Consider the following 18,725-nt stretch of genomic DNA (forward strand, 5'->3'; position numbering starts at 1 on the left):
ATTCACTTCCCCCTAACCACGATAGATGAACCATCGTTCTTCGTCGTGAACTTCCAGGACTCATTCTGAACATCCGCAGGACTTGCTCGAACGAACCGAACATTCACGCCAGCTTCTCGAGCGGCATGGAGCCTACGGTTGTCGAGACTGTAAATCTTGCCGTCCTTTTGGAAAATTCGAATGGGCGGAAGATCCCCGGCAGTCACCTTTCCGGTCTTCAGATCATCTACAAGACCCTGGACCGACTTCCCGTTCTTGAAGTTGGCACCAATGCTGTCCTGAGTGAACCGCACCGCCCCCGGCGCGATCGTACCCTGGGCAGGAATTCCCCCTCCCATGCCGGGGCCGGGCCTGGGTCCTCGAAGGCCGCCGCCTCCCGCTCCCATGGCCATGGCAGTTGCGGCACCGAGAGCCTCGGCAAACGAGGAGACACTCTGCGAGCATGAGGCTTCAATGCGCCCACACGCACGCCACTTCGCCAGCGCCAGAGTCTGGTAACCGCCGGCGAGTTGCTCAGTATCCGCAGGGTTGGTGATCCAACCGGCGACACATTCCAGCCCACAGTAGGCGGTGCCAAGGTCCTCCTGAAGTGCCTGCTTGAATTCCCCGGCACCGGTCCAGTCGTCAGGGACGACGACACCTGGAAAGACCGTCATCAGACCGGGGCTGAGCACCGGCCCTTCAGGCGCCGAACTCCACCCGCTTGTGGTCCACCAGCCGTCGTCGTAGCTGTTGCCGTCGCAGCCGTTGCACCCCCAGGACGGGTCGTTGAGCGGCTTACCCCCACTGTTCCTCGTCGGGGTGTTGTTTCCGTACTGTGCGCCACCCCCACACTCGTCAGGTGTCGCGCAAGCCATGAGGCCACTGGGGTCGCTCAGCGTCACGGGGTTGTTCTGGGCATAGACGTATCCGCTGAACTGCTGCGGGTCGGCAAGGTCCAGGAGGGGGTCAACGCTGATGAACTGGCCGGTGGAAGCGTCGTACTCGCGTTCCCCGATGTGGGTGAGGCCCGTGCCGACATCGGCGGACTGACCCAGGAATGCCTTGTCGTCGGGCCAGACGCCGGTCGTCGCTCCCCGGCTCGCGCCAAAGGGCGTGCTGTAGCGCTTCGTCAGGGCTTGGGTTGAATCGGCGGTGATGGCGACGGAACTCGTGCCCTGATGGTCTGTGGCGAGGAAGCTCAGCTTCTCCGTGCCGGACTGGTTGGTGCGCAGGGCGATGGTCGCACCGGCCACGCTGTAGTAGCGGTTGGCCCACTTCTTGCCCGACTTGAGGTGGACCTCGGTGCTGCCGAGGTAGAGGACGGTCTCGCCGTCGGTGGCGTTGTCCCGACGGATGAGAAGCGAACCGTCAGCGTCGTAGAGGTAGTTGGTGGCTGTCGTCGCCGCGCCCTCAGTGAGCCTGGTGAGGCTGCCCTCGCTGTTCCAGACCAGGCTCTGGCTGGTGGTGGAGCCGGCCTTCTCTGCGCGCTTCTCCGTGTTGCCGGTGTCGTCGTAGGTGTATTGGGCCGCGACCCCGGTGCAGGTGCTGCCGGTCGTGGTGGCAGTCAGGGCATGCGGCCGAGTGGTGTCGTTGTAGCAGGAGATGGTGGTGGCCGGGGTTGTGGTGTTCTGCTTCTCGGTCTTGCGCTGCCCGGCCGTGGTGTAGGTGTACGACGTCCAGTACGACGCCGGTCCGCCCAGGTTGGCCGTGGTCCTCCCAGAGGCGATGCAGTCGGCGGTCTTCGGCGTCCAAACCTCCGTCAGCCGGCGCTGGGTGTCGTAGGCGAAGCACTGGTTGTCGGTGCCGGTGCCGATGTCTGCGGTGTCGGTGACGGAGGTGAGGTTGCCGGCCTGGTCATAGGCGTAGGTCCGGTCCTGAACGGCGCCGCGGGTCTGGTCGTCGACGGCCGCGTTCAGCAGCCGACCGGTGCCCTTCTCCCAGGTGTTGGTAACGAAGACCCGCTTGGTGCCGGACGCGGTGCCCAACTGGAGCTGGCCGACCTGGCCCAGTGCGGTGTAATCGGCCGCGAGGAGATAACCGGAGGCGCCGGAGAGCTCGTTGGGCAGTCCCGCGCTGTTGTAGCGCGTCTCCACCGTCTCTGCGGCAAGACCGCCGGCAGCCGGCTCCTTGGTGCTGCCGACCGTGCCGTCGGGCCGGTACGTCGTCTCGAAAGTGACGGTCGGTGTCGCAAGGGCTCCGGAGGTGACCAGCGAGTCGTCGGACGGCAGGGTGAGCGTCGCCGTGGTGGCCTGTCCGAGGGTGTCGTAGGCCGTGACCTGCTTGGTGTACGCCTTCCCGCCTTCATAGCGAATGGACGCGGTCGGCAGCCCCTTCAAAACCGTGTCGTACGTCCAGGCGGCAAGCTTGTGGGCGTCGGTGCGGTCGGTCTGCCACATGGCCGTCTTACGGCCTTGCTCGTCGTAGTTGTAGAGGAGGAGGTTGTCCTCGTCGTCCTTGGTCGTGTCGACCTGGTCGAGCTCGGTGTAGCTGGTGACTGTGGTGCCCTTGTCCGGGTCGACCTCCTGGACGAGTCGACCAAACAGGTCATAGGTGTAGGACCACTTGGTGCCGTCCGGGCCGGTGACCGTCTCCAGCAGATCGTCGGGGGTGTAGGAGCGGCGGACCCGCATGTAGGACGTGTCGGTGGTGGACCCGTACTGCGTGTCATTAGGGGCCGTACCCGCGTAGGTGCGGGTCTCGGCAGTGCGGCCCAAGGCGTCGGTGATGGTGCGGGTGGCGTTGCCGCCCTGCGTGGCCGTGGTCGCCGTCGAGTCACCGGTGTAGGTCGTGGTCGTCGACCACTTCTTCACGCCGTCCACCAACAGAGTGGATGTCGTGGCGCGGCCGGCGCCGTCGAACTCCGTCCCGGTCTGGGTGCCACCGCCGTATGGAACCTGGGAGTACGTGCCGCTCGGCGCGTTCTGGTTGTCGTAGACGTCGGCATAGGTCTCGTAGGCCAGACCGCGGCTGTCGTAGCGAGTGTCGGTCAGGACCCGGCCACCCTGCGGCGAGGAAACCTGCGTCTGGATCGGACGCAGTTGCGAGTCGTAGAGCGAATACGACGTCTCGTATGTACTGCCGTCGGCTTTGAGCGTGGCCACCGATGTCCAGGGCGCCTTGTCTCGCTCCAGGCTGTATGCGTACTTGGCATTGGGAGTGTCGTTGCCCGACTTGGACCGGTTGGGCAACCATGTCGCGGTGATGCGCCCAAGCGCGTCGTAGGTGTTCTCGGTGCGCTTGGTGTTCTGGTCGAGGGTGTAGCTCTCGGCGCCGCGCGCCGGGTCGTAGACCGTGGTTGTCTGGTGCGCCTGTCCGTTGGTGGCCAGCTTGGGCTTGGTGACGACCACCGTGGTCAGCGGACCAGCGGCCGCCGGGTAGTAGGCGGTGGTCGTGGTCCGACCCTTGGCGTCGGTGACGGCCAAGGGACGGCCCAGTTTGGCAGCCGCCGTGTCATACGTCGTGGTGGTGAGGGTCTGCCAGCCGGTTGCCTGTAGCGGGTTGCGCTCGGCTGTGCCGGAGGCTGCGGGGTAGGCCTTGGCGCGGCCGGTCCAGGTGGCCAGACCGAGGGTCGGGACCTGGTCGGGGGCCCATGCGGTGACCGAAGGAGTGTCATAAACGGTCGCGGTGTCGGAAAGAACGTCACCGCGGGTGCCGGAGTCCGCCGGGAGGCCCAGAGATGTCTCGACGGTCGCGCAGGACTTGGCCACTGTACGGCTGCGGGAGACCAGAGCGGTAAGCCCCTTGGCGTCGTTGCGCGCGTACCAGATGCGTGTGCACGCCTCGTCCCCCGCCGCCGACCATTCGCCGTGGTCCTCGATCTGCGTGACCATCCCATAGGTCGTGTCGAAGGTTTTCGATGTCGCCGTAACACGCCATTTTCTGGCAGCGGTGAGATACGTGTCGCTGTAGCTACGGCCCGTCCCGACGAAGTACGCCTTCACGTGGGCGTACGACTTCTGCTGGCTGGCCGTCTCCTGGGCCCGGGAATCGTGGATGGCGGCAGAGAGCGCGGTGGTGCCCTCATAGACGATCTCTTGGCGGAGGCGCCCGCTGTAGTAGTCGTGGTCGGTCACGTCGGCGACATCGAGATCGTCGGTCGTGACCCCGGAAACATTGCTCAGGTCAATGCCTTTGACGGTGACCGACCGCGTCGTGCCGTCTTTCCGTTTGTCACCGTTCATGCCCTGCATGAACATTTGCACCGTCTTCGAGCGCGTGGCACCGACGTCACCCGTGTAGGTCGTGACCTTCTGGTAGCCGCGCCAGGTCGACCAGGTGCGCTCCTTCTCTTTGGTGAAGGGGTCGTCGTTGTAGTGCCAGCCGGGCGTGTCGTAGTCGTACGCCGTCTGCGTGCCGGGGTTCCCGGCGCCAGGGTCGTTGGTGGTGATCGCAGTGACGCGGTACTTGTGGAACCAGTCCAGCGCCGGATCGCCGCCGTTGATGTTCCAGTAGACCGGGTAGCAGGCGAGGTTGTTGTCGTCCTCGGCAGTCGGCATCCTGCTGCCGCGCACACACTCGGAGTCGGAGAAGGTCACCGAGGTAATCGCGCCCGTCTCCGCGACGATAGAGGCGATACGTGGGCGGGTCAGGGCGAGGATGTCATCGCTCGTGGAGTCGACCCGGTTGGGGCGCTGCTGATAGGTGAAGTCGACGGGTGGCACGGAGATGTCGGTGCCGTTCTTTCCTGTCCGCTTCAAGGACTTCAGCACCAGGACCTGGTCGGAGCTGTTGCCGATGTCCTGGCCGTCCCAGAACTCCTGTTCCAACGCGTAGGAGTCGACGGGCTGAAAGGCGTCGGGCTCCGCCGCCCGCGACCAGAAGTAGGTGTTGATGGAGGTGAGGCGTTTGCGGGTGAAGAACCCCGGGCCGGTGGCCCTGCAGTCGTCCTCACTCGCCGCGCAGATCGCGTCGAAGGGAACATCCGGCCAGTTGTCGGCGGTGTCCTCGGTCAGCGACGAGCAGTCGGAGGCGGTGCAGCGCTCCTTGTACGTGAAGGTCACCTTGTTGGAGGCGGTGGCGCTGAACAGGGTGTCGGCCCGCTGCCCGTAGCGGATCTCCTCCAGGTAACCGCCGCGGGTATATGAGGCGAGGGCGGTCTTGTCGCCGTTCTTGGCGTAGTTGTTGGTCTCGGCCGTGTACCAGTAGGTGGAAGCGTTGCCGTTGACGTCCTGGACCAGGTCCAGGTTCCAGCGCCAAGCCTGCGTATCGGCACGGTTCTTGAACTCGCTGCCCTTGTCGTAGCCAGGCTCGTCCTCATCGTCACCGAACACCGGGACCGTCCACACCGAGTTGGTGCGTTCACTGCCCGCGCCAGGCAGCTTGTTCAGTCCGAATGTGTATGTCGTTCCGTCACTGGTGACGATCTGCCAGTGTTCGCCGTTGCTGTCGCCGTTGTCTGCGTCGGTGAGTCTCGTGACCTTCGAGGCGTCGTCGTTCTTCAGGTGCCAGACGCCCGTGGTGTCGTCCTTGACCAGCTCACTGGCAGAACCGTTCAGGACGAGGGAGGCGTTGTCGTACTTCCAGCAGAGGTCGAACTTGTCATCCTGGCCATCGTCGTCGCACACACCGTACTTGCGCTCGATGTAGGAGGAGGTCAGGCTGAAGCCCTCGCCCACCTGTGAGCCCTGATTGTTGGTGTTCGCGGTACGGCCGTCGATGCTCGCGGAGTCGTAGGAGAATCCCAGGGACGGTGCGGGGCCTGCGGCGGCTGGGGGCGCTGTAAGCGGGTACGACCACCTGAAAGCCCCGGAGGAGGCACCGGCGGTCCAAGCGGCGGACGCCGCCAGCGGAGTGGCGTTGAAGTCGCCCGAGCCGGCCGTTGACGTGGTGGCCGATGCGGCCGTCAGGGCCATGACAGTCGGCGTCGCGGTCGAGGCAACGAACGTGCGAGAAGTGACCTTCTGGCTGGTCACGTCATTGTCGGACGCCACGGGCGTGGTGGTGCGGCAGGCCCCCTTCCCAGGGGTCGTCAAAGCGCACGTTGGGAGGGTGACCAGCTCGAGCCGAGAGGCCCAGTTGCCGCCCAGGACGGACGCGAAGGAGCTGTAGTCGACGGTGATTTGAGCCGCGCCGGGCTTGTCCGCCGCCACCGTGAACAGAACGCCCGTCACGCCTGCTCTGCGGGCAGTCTTCTGGTCCAGAACAGCGACCTTCGCCTTGCCCGAAGCCGGTGTTGCGGCAGCGGGGGTGCCCGTCTTCGCCGCCTTGACGACCACCAGGCTCTTCGCCTTGGACGCGCCGGTGAGATCCGTCGTCGAGACGGAGGGCCTGGGCCAGGATGCCTGGCGCTCCGTCCTAGCGGAGGCCACCAGGCGCTGATCGGCCTTCTTCTGTTGAGCTACCCTCGCCCGGGCGGCCTTGGCCTGGGGAGTAGTGATCTGCCGCACCTTGGTGGGCTTGACGTTGGGCACATCCGGGCGGCCCGGCAGTTCCGCGGCCGAGGCCAGAGGAGTCAGAGGGGCGGGCACGGACAGGGCCGCCGCGAGAAGAACGGTCAGCGCTCTGCGTCGGCCACGTCGGCCAGATGGAAACAAGCGAGTAAACACAGAGAGATCTCCCAGAAGGTGCCGTGGCGGCCGTATCGCCCCTGATCAGGAGTGAAACGGCCACCACGGGTGGCGTATCAGTAGCCGATGAGTTCCTCGACCTGGGTGGCGTCGGTGACCGCGCCCGCCCACAGCCGGATGTCGGTGATCTTCCCGGGCAGGAAGTTGCCCCAGGCGCTGCCGAGGTACGCCTTGCCCGCCGCGAACTCACCGCTGCCGACGGCAGCCGTGTAGGCGAGTGCGTCGCCCTGCCGCTCGCTGCCGACGAACAGCGTGATCTGCCGGCTCCGGGCGTCGTAGGCCCCGACGAGACCGACCTCGCTGTCCAGGACTGCGGCATCGTCACTGACCACGGAGACGCCATCCCCGTTGGCGGTCAGCTGCCCGAAGTGCCAGCGGGCCACCGCGACGTCCTTGGTCCGGGGCACGCCGTTGTCGTCCAGGACCGGATTGCCGTCGTCGTCCAGCACGGGCTCGCTCTCGGTGCCGGTCTTCTCGACCCACAGGCTCCACGCGGAACCGGACGCCGTCCGCTGGCCCAGCACCTGCGCCTTGTAACCGTCCGGCTTGCCCGTCAGGGCCATGGTGTCCACGCTGATCGTGGTCGCGGCCGTAAAAGAACCGTTGTCAGCCACCAGTGGCCGCGCCGCGGTCGCCGCTCCCGCCGTGCCGTCCAGGACAAGTGCCTCGCCGTCCAGGGAAGCGCCCGACGAGGACAGGGTCAGGCTGTTGCCGTAGCCGGATGTGTCGGTCAAGGTCGTCCCGGAGGAACCCTCCGGGTTGTACTGCGCGACCAGCTCGGCATACGCCTTGCCGTTCGCGTCGGCCGGGCTGGCCTCACGGGCGATCGCGTCGGCCAGCTTGGCCTCCTGCCACACCGCTACTTCGTCCACCTCGCCAGGGAAGTAGTCCGCGTACGAGCCCTTGTACTTCACACGGCCGATCTGCAGCGGGCCTGCCGCCGACCAGGCCCCCGTGGTCAGAGTGTCACTGCCCTGTGGCGCACCGTTGACGTACAGGGTGAGCGTCTTCGCTTCGGTGTCGACGACCGCGGCCAGATGCGTCCACACCTTCACCTGGGGCGCGTCCAGGGAATTCACCCGCTGACTGTCCAGTCCCGTCGTCGCCGTGTCCGCGTCCGACAGGCGCAGGCACCACCGATTCACCCCGGCGCAATAGCCCAGGAAGAAGGGGCTGTTGTACGTGCCATCCTGACCCATCACCGTCGCCGATGTCCCGGTCGCGTCCAGTCGCACCCAGGCCGAGACGGTGTACGACGCCTGCGTCTCCAACACCTTTCCCGCGGTCGCCGCGTACGAGGTGCCGCCAGTCTTGAGGGCCTTGTCCTCGCCGGTGGCACCGTTCTCTGTGACTACACCCCGACGGCCGGTGTTCACCCGGGTCGCACCGCTGACAGTCGCATCGTCGCGGAGAGAGGTGTCGGCACCGGCCGAGACATCCACGGCGGCACCCGAGGCTTCGTTGAACGTCCACTGGCCTACTGGGCCGTCACCCTCGTCGACCAGGAAACGTATCTTGTTCTGTCCCGTGCGTCCGACCGAATCCTTGGCCATTACCTCCAGGGTGATCGTGCCCGAGTCCACCGGGGTGATCGTTTCCGTCACTGTCGCTTTTGTGTTCCAGGGCCGCCAGGCACTGTCCGTTGACAGCTTGTAGGCGTAGGCAACATTGGTGTCACCGCCGGCCGGTCCGAACACCACCGTGCCCGACTGGCCCGGCCGCCCTTTAGGCAAGCAGTCGCCCGGCACACACGCGGAGTACGTCGAGGTGAAGGTGACGGTCGGTGGCTTCGGTGCGCTGCTGTCGACGATGAAGTAGCAGAACTTCGTGGCGGATCCGCCCAGAATGCTGTCCCCACTGTTGTAGTACGAGCGGGTCCAGGCGCGGTAGCGGTACTGCTTGCCGTCTGTGAGGGTTGCGTCCCACGTCTTGTTCAGATCGTGACCGTCGCCCACGTATCCGCTGGTCGGGCTCTCCGAACCGGTCGAGGGTTCCTTCGCGTCCGACCACGTGCCGTCCGTGTTCTTCACGTCCAGGTCGAAGTACACCCGCAAGGAGGCAGAAGCCTCGCCCCCGGCGGCCGTCTGCGGGGTCGCGGCGAGATTCGGAGTGGGATCGGACCATGTCGTGGGCGCGGACGCGGTCTTGGAGCAGATCTGGTTGGTACCGGTCTCTAGGCCGTACTCGGTGGGAACGGCAGGCTTGCCGACGTAGACCACGTCAATGACGGCATCGTCGTCGAACCGCTTCCACGCGATCGGGTCCGACTCGTCCTTCGCCTTCAGCATCAGCGTCAGCGTCTTGAACTTACCGTCGGCGAAGGCCTTCACCGTCGAGGTGAGGTTCTCGTCCGTCTCCGCCGGGTTGTCGTTGAACTCGATCTGCGCGCGCGGCTGGGACGGACTGCACGCGCTGCCACGGCCCGCCGAGACGTTACGGTCGACCATCTGGTCCCAGGAGTTGTCCGACTTCGGACCACCCGGCCCCGGCCATTTTGAGGACGAGGAGATTCCGTCCGTACGCTCCAGGTCCACCCAGCGCGCGTCGCACGAGAACGACCAGGTCTCCGTCACCGCGAAAGTCGCGTCCAACACCTGCTTGCCCTTGAGCTTGCCCGGCGTGAACTCGAAGTACATGCGGTTGGTGTAGGCACTGCCGGTCGTGCAGAGGTAGCGCACCCCGCCGATCACCGCAGAGCTGCACCGGCCCACACTCATGCCGTTGTCGCCGCCGGAGAAGTTGTAGAAGACGTCTCCGTCCGAGGACAGAACCGTTCGCTCGGACTCGTTCATTTCCACGGACGGATCAATGTAGAGCGGCAGTTCGGTCTCCGTGGTGTCCGCGATGAGGCCGACGTCGGGCGTGACCGTGACCTTGTCCTGCGTCACCTCCACGTCCATCACTGCGGCCTCGTCCCCTGCGCCAGGACCGGCGAGCGGGTCGCCCTCTTCCACCGGACCGGCTGGCTGCGACTCCTCGTCCGTGACGGTCGATGTAGCGGCAGGTGTCTCCTCGTCCGAGGAAACCGTGTCGAGCGCTCGCACCGCCAGGTTTTGCGCACTCACTCCCGCGCCGCTCTCGGTTCGTCCAGCGGAGTTCCACATCCGCGCGGACGGCGATCGGAACACGACCTGGCCGTTGCCGTCCAGGGCCTCCATGCTCCCGGCCGCACCCTCCCGCACCCGCAGCCCTTCGGCATTCATCGAGTACTCGAGCGACGCAAGGGCCGGGTTCTTCGCCGCCGCCAGCGTCTCGACCTCCAGAACCTGCCGAAAGCCTTCCACAGTCGCCGTCAGGATCAGGTTCGTGTCAGGGAGGACGTCCTCATACACCGCGCGCGTGCCGTCCAGCCGCGGTTCCGGCAAGTTACCCGGCCAACCCAGGGTGACCGACTGTCCGTCCTCGCCGATGGTCACCAGCGACCTGCCGTCACCACCGTCGGAGAACGACATTTCCACCACGGCTGCCCTCGGCCCGAGCGACCCGTCCGCGCGCTTGACCAACGTCGCGTCCGGATCCGTCCAGCCGCCATCCTGCTTCGCCACCCTGGTCGGAGAGATCGATTTGCGGAGCGTGAAGGTCCTGCCGTCCGGGTTGGCGAATACCGTCTCCCGTTCGGTGCGCTCAGCCACGACCTCAACCTGCTCACCAGACTTCTCGGCCTCGACCAGCGCCTGCTGTCCCTCGGTCAGCGGTGCGGAACCCTCAGCCGGAGCAGCGAAAGCATGCTGCGTCGGCAACGCCAGCACCCCCAGCAGCACTGCCAACGCGGCCGTGGTAGCTCCCGCTCTCCCGTGCCGACCGCGTCTACGTCTACGGCGTCCGACCGCACCTGAACCACCCCACGCCAACGGCACAGAACCCCGCCCCCAGAGTCACAAGATCTTCAAAGTAAGCGAATTCAAACCCTTCTCTTACCTTGCGTCAAGGATTTACCTCAGAGCGCGGCAGCCCCTTGTCGCCCATTCTCTCTAAACCTGAAAAGTGAATGTTGGCTTGTATTCGACGTGTGCCACCCTCACAGGCCAGCCCTGCCGACCGCGGGATGAGTGGACCAGATACCACCCACACCCCCTGGTCTCGAATGTAGCCCCGAAGCCAGTTGACTTACCTTCAAAAACCCTCGCTCACAGCCTCATTGAGCGCTCTTCAGCAGACTTCTGAATTGGCGTGCGCAGCGCAGCAATGCGGGAGCCGCGGACTGCGTCGCGAGCAAGCGGGGCCGTGCGGCCGAATGGATTTCAACGCCACGCACGGCAGCTCGATGGCCGAATTTAGACTCTCGCCAGTCATTTCACGAGCGGCCGTTTCGAGGAAACTCCTCGTGAGGTCGGCGCACGTCAGCCGGGTACTCGCCTGATGGAGATATCGACAACTCAATGGGGCATCCGCAACAGCTGGCATTCATCATCGTCGTGGTGATGTCATGTTGCCGCTTCCGCGATGACGTTGTTCCACAGTGGCGATGGATCTGGGCGGCTGGTGCCGGTGATGACGGCACCAAACGGACCAGCACAGGGCGGCCCTGGGCCGACACCGGTCTCGTCTTCACCCAGGAAGACGGCTCCTGGCTGCACCCCGGCAAGGTCACCGACCTCTTCGAACGGCTCGTCGCCGCCTCCGGCCTCCCGCCGATCCGGCTGCACGACCTCCGCCACGGCGCGGCCACGCTCATGCTCGCCGCCGGCATCGACGTGAAGATCGTGTCGGACACCCTCGGGCACAGCGACACCCGCATCACGCGGGACCTCTACCAGAGCGTCCTCCCCCACGTCGGCAAGAGCTCCGCCGAGGCCACCGCCAAGCTGGTCCCTCTCCAGCGCAAGGCCGAGGCGGAGAAGGCGGCCCGCAAGGCCGCGAAGGCCGCCCAGAAGGCCAAGGAGAAAGCGAAAGCCCAGGCCAAGGCGGAGAAGAAGAAGGCGCGGAAGAAGCCCAAGAAGTAGGGCACCGAGCCGCTCCGCTCACGCATCGCTCACGCAAGCCGTCCCACGGCACCCCAGCCGTGTGACCCGTCATGCCCCGAGCAACACAAAAGGCCAGGTCACGGGCTATGTGACCTGGCCTTCGCCGGAGCCCCCTGTCGGATTCGAACCGACGACCTACGCATTACAAGACCATGAGCGATCGTGTTGCGTGATGCTTGGTCGTGCCGCCAAGTGACGTTCTTCCTGATCAGAGCACGTGCAACAGGTTGACTCGTGGTACCCCGTGATGCGCCGTCCAAAGGCGTCTGTCCACCGGCTGTCCACCGGACGGCGTCGTGCCCCCACAGTAAGGGCGGGGCAGTCGACCATCGAGGGGCTACCGACCCGCACCGTAATTCAGTGCAAAGGCTCTTGTCGACAACTGACAACCCACCCCAGCGTGGCCATATCGCTTGGTCATCACGAGGGACCACCCAATTCGTCGGAGTCCTTACCGTACTCCCACGCCGAGACCTCGACCGTCAGCCGGCCACCGTCCTCGCCCGCCATGATCAAGGCCACGACCGGCATCGTTGCGGCCACGTCTACCCCGTTCTGCTCTGCCTGGTGTCGTGCCTCCGCCTTCGCTCGTTCCATGTCGGGCTTCCAGGTGTCGGGCACAGCTATTGTCTGTGCCAGGAGCAGCACCTGTCCCCCGTCGGCCAACTGAAACCGACCCACTTCGCTCAGGGATGGATCCCACTGCACCGGTGCAGCCGATGCAGCGCCGAGGAGAATCATCACGGCTACCGCCGACGCAGGACCGGCCACCGCCAGTGGCGTGATCTGTTTCCGCTCAGCCGGGTACGGCTGTAGCTCCGACTCGGGCAAGACAATGGTGTAGGCCAGCAGCCATCCGGGGGCTATGGGTTCGCCTGCTGGAGCGAACTTGTCGAATGCCCGGTCCGCCCCAGGCTGGAGGAACGGCGCCGCCGCGGCATCGTTAATGAAGGCGTGCCGCCAGCTCCCCGATTCGTGGAGGCTGATCTTGACCTTTCCCGCAATCGGCCGAGCCGCGATGTACACGTCGGACGAACTACCGTTCGCGAACACGGTCCACGAGGCGGAACTTCGACCGTCGGAGCCCACTGCCTGGAACCGCACCTGCCCGCCAGTCTTCGGCGACTCGGCCACAAGCTCCCCCTTCTTCGCGGCTGCGTCATGTCGTGATCTGCAGCCCACCAAGTACCTTGAGTTCGTACCGGACTGAAGCTCTGTCAGGGCAGCGCTTCTGCGGCGTTCCGCTTCTCGTCCGCGATGTCCAGGCGCCGCATCAGAAAACTCGCGAACGCCAGGATCTCCTGTGCCTCGTCGCGCTCATCCTTCTCGTCTGGGCCGTGGGAACATCAGAAACGCAGAAGTACCCTCGCGCTCCATGCCGCATCAGATCGCCCAGACGCGGCGAAGACCGGCGTGGTAGAGGGACGCGCATGGTAGCGGCAGAAGTTGCCAGGCCACGTCGTTGCAGAGGACATGCAGGATGCCCTGCAGAAACAACCGGTCCGCCTCCGGCCGTGGCCCCGGCGACTTCTCGGGCCAGGGCGGCAGCAGCGATTCGATCAGCATCCACAAGCCGTCATCCACGATCCACGGCCGAACATTCATACTCTCCCGTACGGCCGAATCGTCACATCGGTCACGCCCGACTAGGGCACCTCAACAAGATCCTGTTACGAGCTCGTAGGGCGTTGCGTTTGAGTGCCGAAACCCTGGAAAGCCTCTGAGCCCGCGAGCTGGACGCTGGCTGCCATTGCGCACGACTACTCCAAAGCGAAGCCGCCATCGATGTACCACGAGCTGCCAGCCAGCGCCTGGTACATGACTGCCCGCCACAGGTTCGGATCTTCCTCGGCCAAGCCTGCGGCCTCGTCCCGCAGGTGATCGCCGACCATCGACGGGGCTTTGCGTTTCAGGATGTACCGGAGGCTGCTCATCTCCCGAGCTGCCTGCGATCCATACAGAGACGCAAGCCCGAATATGCGGAAGTGCCCGTGAACTCGCGTTGTGAGGATGGTGTCCCACCCCGCCAGCGGTTTCACATAAAACTCGACGGCTGCGGGGGCCAGTTCATGGACACGGGCAAAAAGCCACTGCTCTTTGCCGACGTCGTCGAAGTAGGGGTGGAGCGTCTGCTCACCCGCGCTCGCCGGAGCGGTCTCACCCTTAACCGTGTTGCAGCTGCGGCAGGCGGGAACCAGGTTGAACGGGACGACAGACAGCAGCGGATACGCCGTCTTCGGCAGCTGATGATCGAGGGTCTCTACGTCCCGGTGACCGCACAAAGGACAACGCCCCAAGGGGGCTGCGGCCTTCAGTTTGTCGTATTCCTCCCTTCCTGGATGACCCTTGCGGGACATGCGCTGTGTGTAGTTCTTCTTCAACTCGGCCCTGTCGGCCTTGTCGGTGGGCTTGGCCTTGAGGTCAGCCAACGTGTGGAGGGCAGCGGCCACAGCTGCGGTTTCGAACCGGTCAGCGGCGTTGACCACCTCCTCCTCCAGCGCCTCTAGGCGCGTCTTAGCCTTCGGTCGAGACATGCTGATGCAGGTCAGGTAGACCGTGCGGGCCGAGAGTTCAGGGACTGGCAGAGTCCACATCAGATCCGCCCCTCCTCGTTGCCGGGCCCGTCGGAGTTTCGGACAGCGATGAGGGATCGGACGATGGCCTTGGCCTCGCCGCCAAGCTGGCCATTGAACCGTCCGAGAACGTGCTCGTACGAAAGCCCCTGGCGTACTGCGGCCTTCAGATCACGGTGGAATCCGGAGTCGGTCACCTCTAGCCCGAACACCTCATGGGTAAGAACGCCGACATTCTCACCGAATGTCTCGATGGTGGGGCGGTCGGCGACCAACTCGTTGCCATGACGCCTCAGTTTCCACACGCAGGACGCCGGAACCTCTTGGAGGACGACGGGCGAGTGTGTGGCGACGACCGCCAGACCGTTACGGTCCGCGAGTAGATCGGACAGAGCACGTATGAACGCGGCCAGCAGCGGCGGGTGCAGATGGGATTCCGGCTCATCAATGATTACCAGCGAACGCTCAGTGACGTGCTCGACCAAGCGGGTCATGGTCAGCAGGACCACCTTGTGACCCGAGCTGAGGCTGCTGAACAACTGCCGCGCTTTGCGCCGGCGGATATTTGCGCTCCGGGTGGCCTGGAAGTCCGCCAGCCATGTCTCGTCGAGGAGACCGCTGCCACCGTATTGCAAGGTTCGCAGGGCTTTCGCCCACCGGTCTGCCCGCTCCCCGGTCAGGCAGGCTTCCACACCGTCCGCGAAGTCTTTCTTGATCTGGCCAGATGTCTTGACCCGTGGCGCACGCGATCCGCCAGTGGGGATCTTCAGCCCGACGTAAGCGTAGGAGATGGCCACATCGTCGTCGTGGATGAGCGGGAACTCGTCGAAGGCGCTGAAGGTGACGCTGACCAGGTTCGCGAAGGACCTGCGAGTGCCTCGGTTGTACTCAATGATGCGGCCGACGTCTTCCTCAGGGACTTCGTAGTCGCCGACACAGCGGGTCAAGCTGTTGAGGAGGTAGGACTTGCCGACGCTGTTGCGGCCGGTCAGCACATGGATGTTCGTGGACGGCCGCGAGTTTGGAGACACCTCGAACGGAAGGATCACCGACTTGCCCCCGCCTCCAGCGGGGACCGGCGCCTCGTAGGCCACCTGGAATCCTGAGACTCGAACGCCGCCCTGAGCGATGCGGCGGAACTGCTCCTCGACGGCGGTCGGCTTCAAGAACCGCATGAGTGAATCGCGCGTCACCTGCTCGTGCTGTACGCGGTCGAAGATGCTCTCGTTGAAGGCCATGTCCTTCAACGCCGTCAGGACTGGTACGCGAATGCTGTCGCCGAGTTGGCGCAGGCGTTCGTAGTACGAGTCATCTTGGCCCAAGGAAAAGTGACGCTCCCCGAGTACTTCGAAACTCTGCGGCATGCGAGCAACGCGGCCTGGGCCTTCGTTGCTCTGATCACGCCCCGGGTGCATCCCCAGCTCGCCGATCTTCACCTCGCCGATCCCATGGCGGCGCCCATCCCCGTCATAGATCACCAGGTGGAACATGGTGACGAAGCCGAAGTCGTTCCATGCATCTCTGACGAGCAGGGCCTGGGACCGTACACCCTTGGGTTGTCGTTGGCCCGTCTCCACGACCGTGAACTGCACTCTTCCTCCGTGCCTTGTCCCGCCCGCGCTCCCACACGGCCAGCCACTGCCTGCACACCCTTGCAGCCGAACCCAGGCAGGTCAGCCTAGCTAGTCCACCGACGCGTCTACCTGGTGGGTTGTAGCGCTGGTGGCCTGTCTCTCGCGGCGCTTGGCGCGGGTGCCGTTTCCAGGGGTGTCCTGGGTCTCCCAGTCGGGTTCCGGCCCGGGATCCTTCGCTGGAACTTTCGTCACGTGGAGACCGACCGCCTTCCCACGGGTGTGCTGACTGGTGTCGCAGGTCAACAGCCGCACGGGGCGCCCCGCGAGGGACTGGATCGCGACCGCCCGGTCAACGATCTCGTCATCGGGGAGGGGCAGCCGCACGTGTCCGGGCGGGTCCAGGACGATCTCCAGGCTGACCTGACCACGGACTTCGCCCTGGGAAAGACCGGCTCGGCGCAGGACCCCGGACAGGGACCCGTTCAGCGTGCCGTCCAGGAGTCCCAGTGTGTGGCCCGCTCGCCATCGCGGCCGGTGTTTGCCCGCTTCCTTCAGCGCGTCCAGCTCGTCGACCACAGTGATCGGGAACAGCAACCGGATGTGCTCTCCGGACGGCAGTCCCAGCACCTGGTGCAGGTCGGCGTCTTTCAGCTTGTCGGCGTTCTGGATGTAGAAGCTGGAGTCGGCAACCACAAACCACTCCGGTCCCTCCCAGCGGATCATCAGCGAACGCAGCAGGTCTATCGTCGCTTCGAGCATCTCGGCGCGCTCAGCCAGTTCCTGGTCCACGAGCAGGTTCACAACACGCTGCTGCTCCGTGCCCGCGAGGTGCCCGACGCCGTCCAGGAGCGTGTCATGACGCTTCGTCAGGACCAGGGCGGTGAGGTCTTCGGCGCTGACCTGGTTCCGCAACTGCTGGGCTGAGCGCAGGGCCCACTCCAGGTACCTCAGCAGTCGGCGATAGGCGCTGGAATGACCGCCGCCGCGTTCGTTGACTGCTGCTGTGTGCACTGTCCGCAGCGCATCAAGGAGGTTCTGCCGGTCGGTTCCCGGGCGGGGTGTGATGAGCATGCGCCGATCCTGTCAGGGGCGGGCCACACAGCGCCGCTGGTTTCCAGCGCTACATGTCCACCAGCCTGGACACTCTCAGCCCCGCCGTGAGGCACATCGCAGTCGGGCGCGCAAAGGGGGAACTGGGCGGAGCTTCGGGCTGCGGAGCGCGGGCCCAGTCATAAGTCCGCATGGTCCGTACTCAGGAGTCGGCGTCGCCAGATTCCTGCGTTCCGGGGCTGAGTTGCTCTAGAGCGAACTGGAAGTGCGGGTTGAGGAGCACTCGTGCGGCGCTCTGGGCGATACCGAGGTCTTGGAGTAGCCGAACTCGGTCACGGCGTCAGTCATTTAACGCCTCTTCCATGATCATCAATTACACCGGTGAGCGTGCAGACCCTTTAACCGGCCGCACCGATCCTCCACCGACCTCGACGCCCGCCTTCCGCAACATGCTCACCGCCTCACGGATGTCGACTGCGAGATGGGCAGCGGAGGTGGCCGCGCTGTTGACTGCCTGCGCTTGTGCATGTTCTTGGGAACGGGCGCGGTCGGCGGCGTTCGCATGGATCTGCAGCGTGCGATTGGCCTTCGCGAGTGCCGCGCTCATTTGACCGAAGGCCTGTTGATCATGTTTCTGCTGAGCGGCCGAACCGGCGCTGCGGTCAGTGGTTCCAGCTTTCGCAAGTCTGGCGGCCAGAACGGCTGTGGGCCGTTCGACATGTCGCAGCGTCTCCTTGAGCAGCGAACCCAGACCCACGATCTCAGGCGCGGTCCGGGCGAGCGAGAGGCAAGAGGCCAACCTCAGGCTTTCCTCCAGGTTCAGACGGAGATCGGCGAGGACGATCCGGACGGCATGCGGCATAGCCGGAAGCGATTCGACCAGTGCCTTGACGGGTGCGGCGATCGGACTGAACCGCTCCACCGGGCCAGCTTCCACGCCGAGCGTCAGGGCGTGCGGAGGCTGCTCACCGAGGATCGGCATGCCCCTCGGGACGTCCGGCAGTTCGCCCCAGAACGTAGTCAGGTCCGTGTCGGTTCGGGCGCAAACCGCGTACGGCAGCACCGCGCGCCGGACGGCAAGCTCGGGCCCAGGGATCAGGTCAATGCAGTCATTGAGCAGTTGCAGGCCTTGAGTAATCACTGGAAGCCCGCACGCGAGTGCGTTCTCCAGCCGTTCGGCGACGCTTTTCCCGTGCCCCCCGGGACGCCGGAGCAGCGTGTGAGCCGCGATCACATGAGCGTCGGCACACCAGTCATAGGAGTCGGTCAACTGGTCGGACCAGTGGGTGAGCCGGTCGTCGTCGGCATCCAGCATGAAGTAGCCGAGCGCGAGATCGAGCAGGATCCGGGATGGCGAGTCGATCGAGTCCCGGATGCGGAGTACTTCGGCTGCTACAGCCTCGGCGGCCGACAGGTCGGCCCGGCGAAGGCAGCTGAGCAGCGTTGCGGCCAGTCCAGGCTCGGGTTCGAGGCGATCTCCGGTAACCCACAGCGGCGTTTCGGCCGGCAGCAACACGAAACTGGCCGGTCCTCCCAATGGGCTGACCTGGACCGCATGGGTGGCCTTCTGCAGGCCGCTGGTCAGGAAGACGCCAGCTTCTGGACGCTTGAGCGTGGCAAGCCAGTGGCTCGACACGAAGCGGCGTGACTGGATGTCCCAGGTCCATCCTGCCGCCCACGGGGCGTCGGGGAACCGTTTCGCTGGCACGGCCACTTGCGGCCCGTCCGACAGTACGGCTAGTGGCAACAACACCCACGGCTCGTTCCCGTCCACCGCGGCGTAGCCGGTGAGCCGCTCGCCGCTAGTCAGCCTGCCCTGGACGCTGTAACCGAGTCTGGTTGGTATCCGCACGCGTACCGGTACCCCACTCGTCACGACGGCGACCGTCTGCGTCTCGGGCCCGTCTGCGGTGATCTCAGCCGTGCCAACCACCGTGCCGGAGGGGACACCGGGCTGCTCGAAGCGCAGCTCCGCCCCGGTCGCTTGGCTGCTCACCTGCTCAGCTCACCTGCCCT

General features: G+C 65.2%; 8 protein-coding genes and 1 pseudogene. 1 reads left to right on the plus strand and 8 read right to left on the minus strand.

What is annotated here, in order from left to right; genetic code table 11:
• Positions 1-2: 2 nt before the first annotated feature.
• Together SPR02S_RS49965 and SPR02S_RS49970 are read right to left on the minus strand one after the other, a co-directional pair.
• Complete coding sequence (locus tag SPR02S_RS49965) at positions 3-6,449, minus strand: RHS repeat domain-containing protein (protein WP_245607767.1); 6,447 nt, start codon at positions 6,447-6,449, stop codon at positions 3-5.
• Positions 6,450-6,604: 155 nt separating this feature from the next.
• A complete protein-coding gene (locus SPR02S_RS49970; protein WP_019064594.1) occupies positions 6,605-10,309 on the minus strand; it encodes a laminin G domain-containing protein in 3,705 nt (1,234 codons plus the stop codon).
• A gap of 762 nt (positions 10,310-11,071) precedes the next feature.
• On the opposite strand from SPR02S_RS49970, the pseudogene SPR02S_RS49975 reads away from it, so the two are divergent.
• Positions 11,072-11,491 (plus strand): annotated as a pseudogene (locus SPR02S_RS49975) (tyrosine-type recombinase/integrase); the annotation flags it as partial.
• A gap of 441 nt (positions 11,492-11,932) precedes the next feature.
• On the opposite strand, the gene SPR02S_RS49980 reads toward SPR02S_RS49975, so the two are convergent.
• The 6 genes from SPR02S_RS49980 to SPR02S_RS50005 all read right to left on the minus strand — a co-directional run bounded on the left by SPR02S_RS49980 (position 11,933) and on the right by SPR02S_RS50005 (position 18,705).
• Positions 11,933-12,646 (minus strand): hypothetical protein, encoded by a 714-nt coding sequence (locus SPR02S_RS49980; RefSeq protein WP_019064596.1) that lies wholly within the window; start codon positions 12,644-12,646, stop codon positions 11,933-11,935.
• 249 nt (positions 12,647-12,895) lie between these two features.
• Positions 12,896-13,117, minus strand: coding sequence for a transposase (locus tag SPR02S_RS58220; protein WP_019064597.1), 222 nt, complete (start codon positions 13,115-13,117; stop codon positions 12,896-12,898).
• 155 nt (positions 13,118-13,272) lie between these two features.
• A complete protein-coding gene (locus tag SPR02S_RS58225; RefSeq protein ID WP_019064598.1) occupies positions 13,273-14,106 on the minus strand; it encodes an HNH endonuclease in 834 nt (277 codons plus the stop codon).
• Positions 14,106-15,677 carry an AAA family ATPase gene (locus tag SPR02S_RS49995; protein WP_019064599.1) on the minus strand — a complete coding sequence of 524 codons (1,572 nt, stop codon included), beginning with the start codon at positions 15,675-15,677 and terminating at the stop codon, positions 14,106-14,108. The genes SPR02S_RS58225 and SPR02S_RS49995 overlap by 1 nt, the downstream gene beginning before the upstream one ends.
• Positions 15,678-15,767: 90 nt before the next feature.
• Entirely contained in the window at positions 15,768-16,730 is a 963-nt protein-coding gene (locus tag SPR02S_RS50000) for a PIN domain-containing protein (RefSeq protein WP_019064600.1), read from the minus strand.
• A gap of 352 nt (positions 16,731-17,082) precedes the next feature.
• Positions 17,083-18,705, minus strand: coding sequence for a hypothetical protein (locus SPR02S_RS50005; protein ID WP_019064601.1), 1,623 nt, complete (start codon positions 18,703-18,705; stop codon positions 17,083-17,085).
• Positions 18,706-18,725: the final 20 nt, after the last annotated feature.

The organism is Streptomyces prunicolor NBRC 13075, assembly GCF_000367365.1.
In the GTDB taxonomy this organism is placed as follows: Bacteria; Actinomycetota; Actinomycetes; order Streptomycetales; family Streptomycetaceae; genus Streptomyces; species Streptomyces prunicolor.

Bases quoted from the DNA above. Each gene is read 5' to 3' on its own strand.
- SPR02S_RS50000 (WP_019064600.1), bottom strand. From the start codon at position 16,730: ATGCTCATCACACCCCGCCCGGGAACCGACCGGCAGAACCTCCTTGAT.
- SPR02S_RS58220 (WP_019064597.1), bottom strand. From the start codon at position 13,117: ATGAATGTTCGGCCGTGGATCGTGGATGACGGCTTGTGGATGCTGATC.
- SPR02S_RS58225 (WP_019064598.1), bottom strand. From the start codon at position 14,106: ATGTGGACTCTGCCAGTCCCTGAACTCTCGGCCCGCACGGTCTACCTG.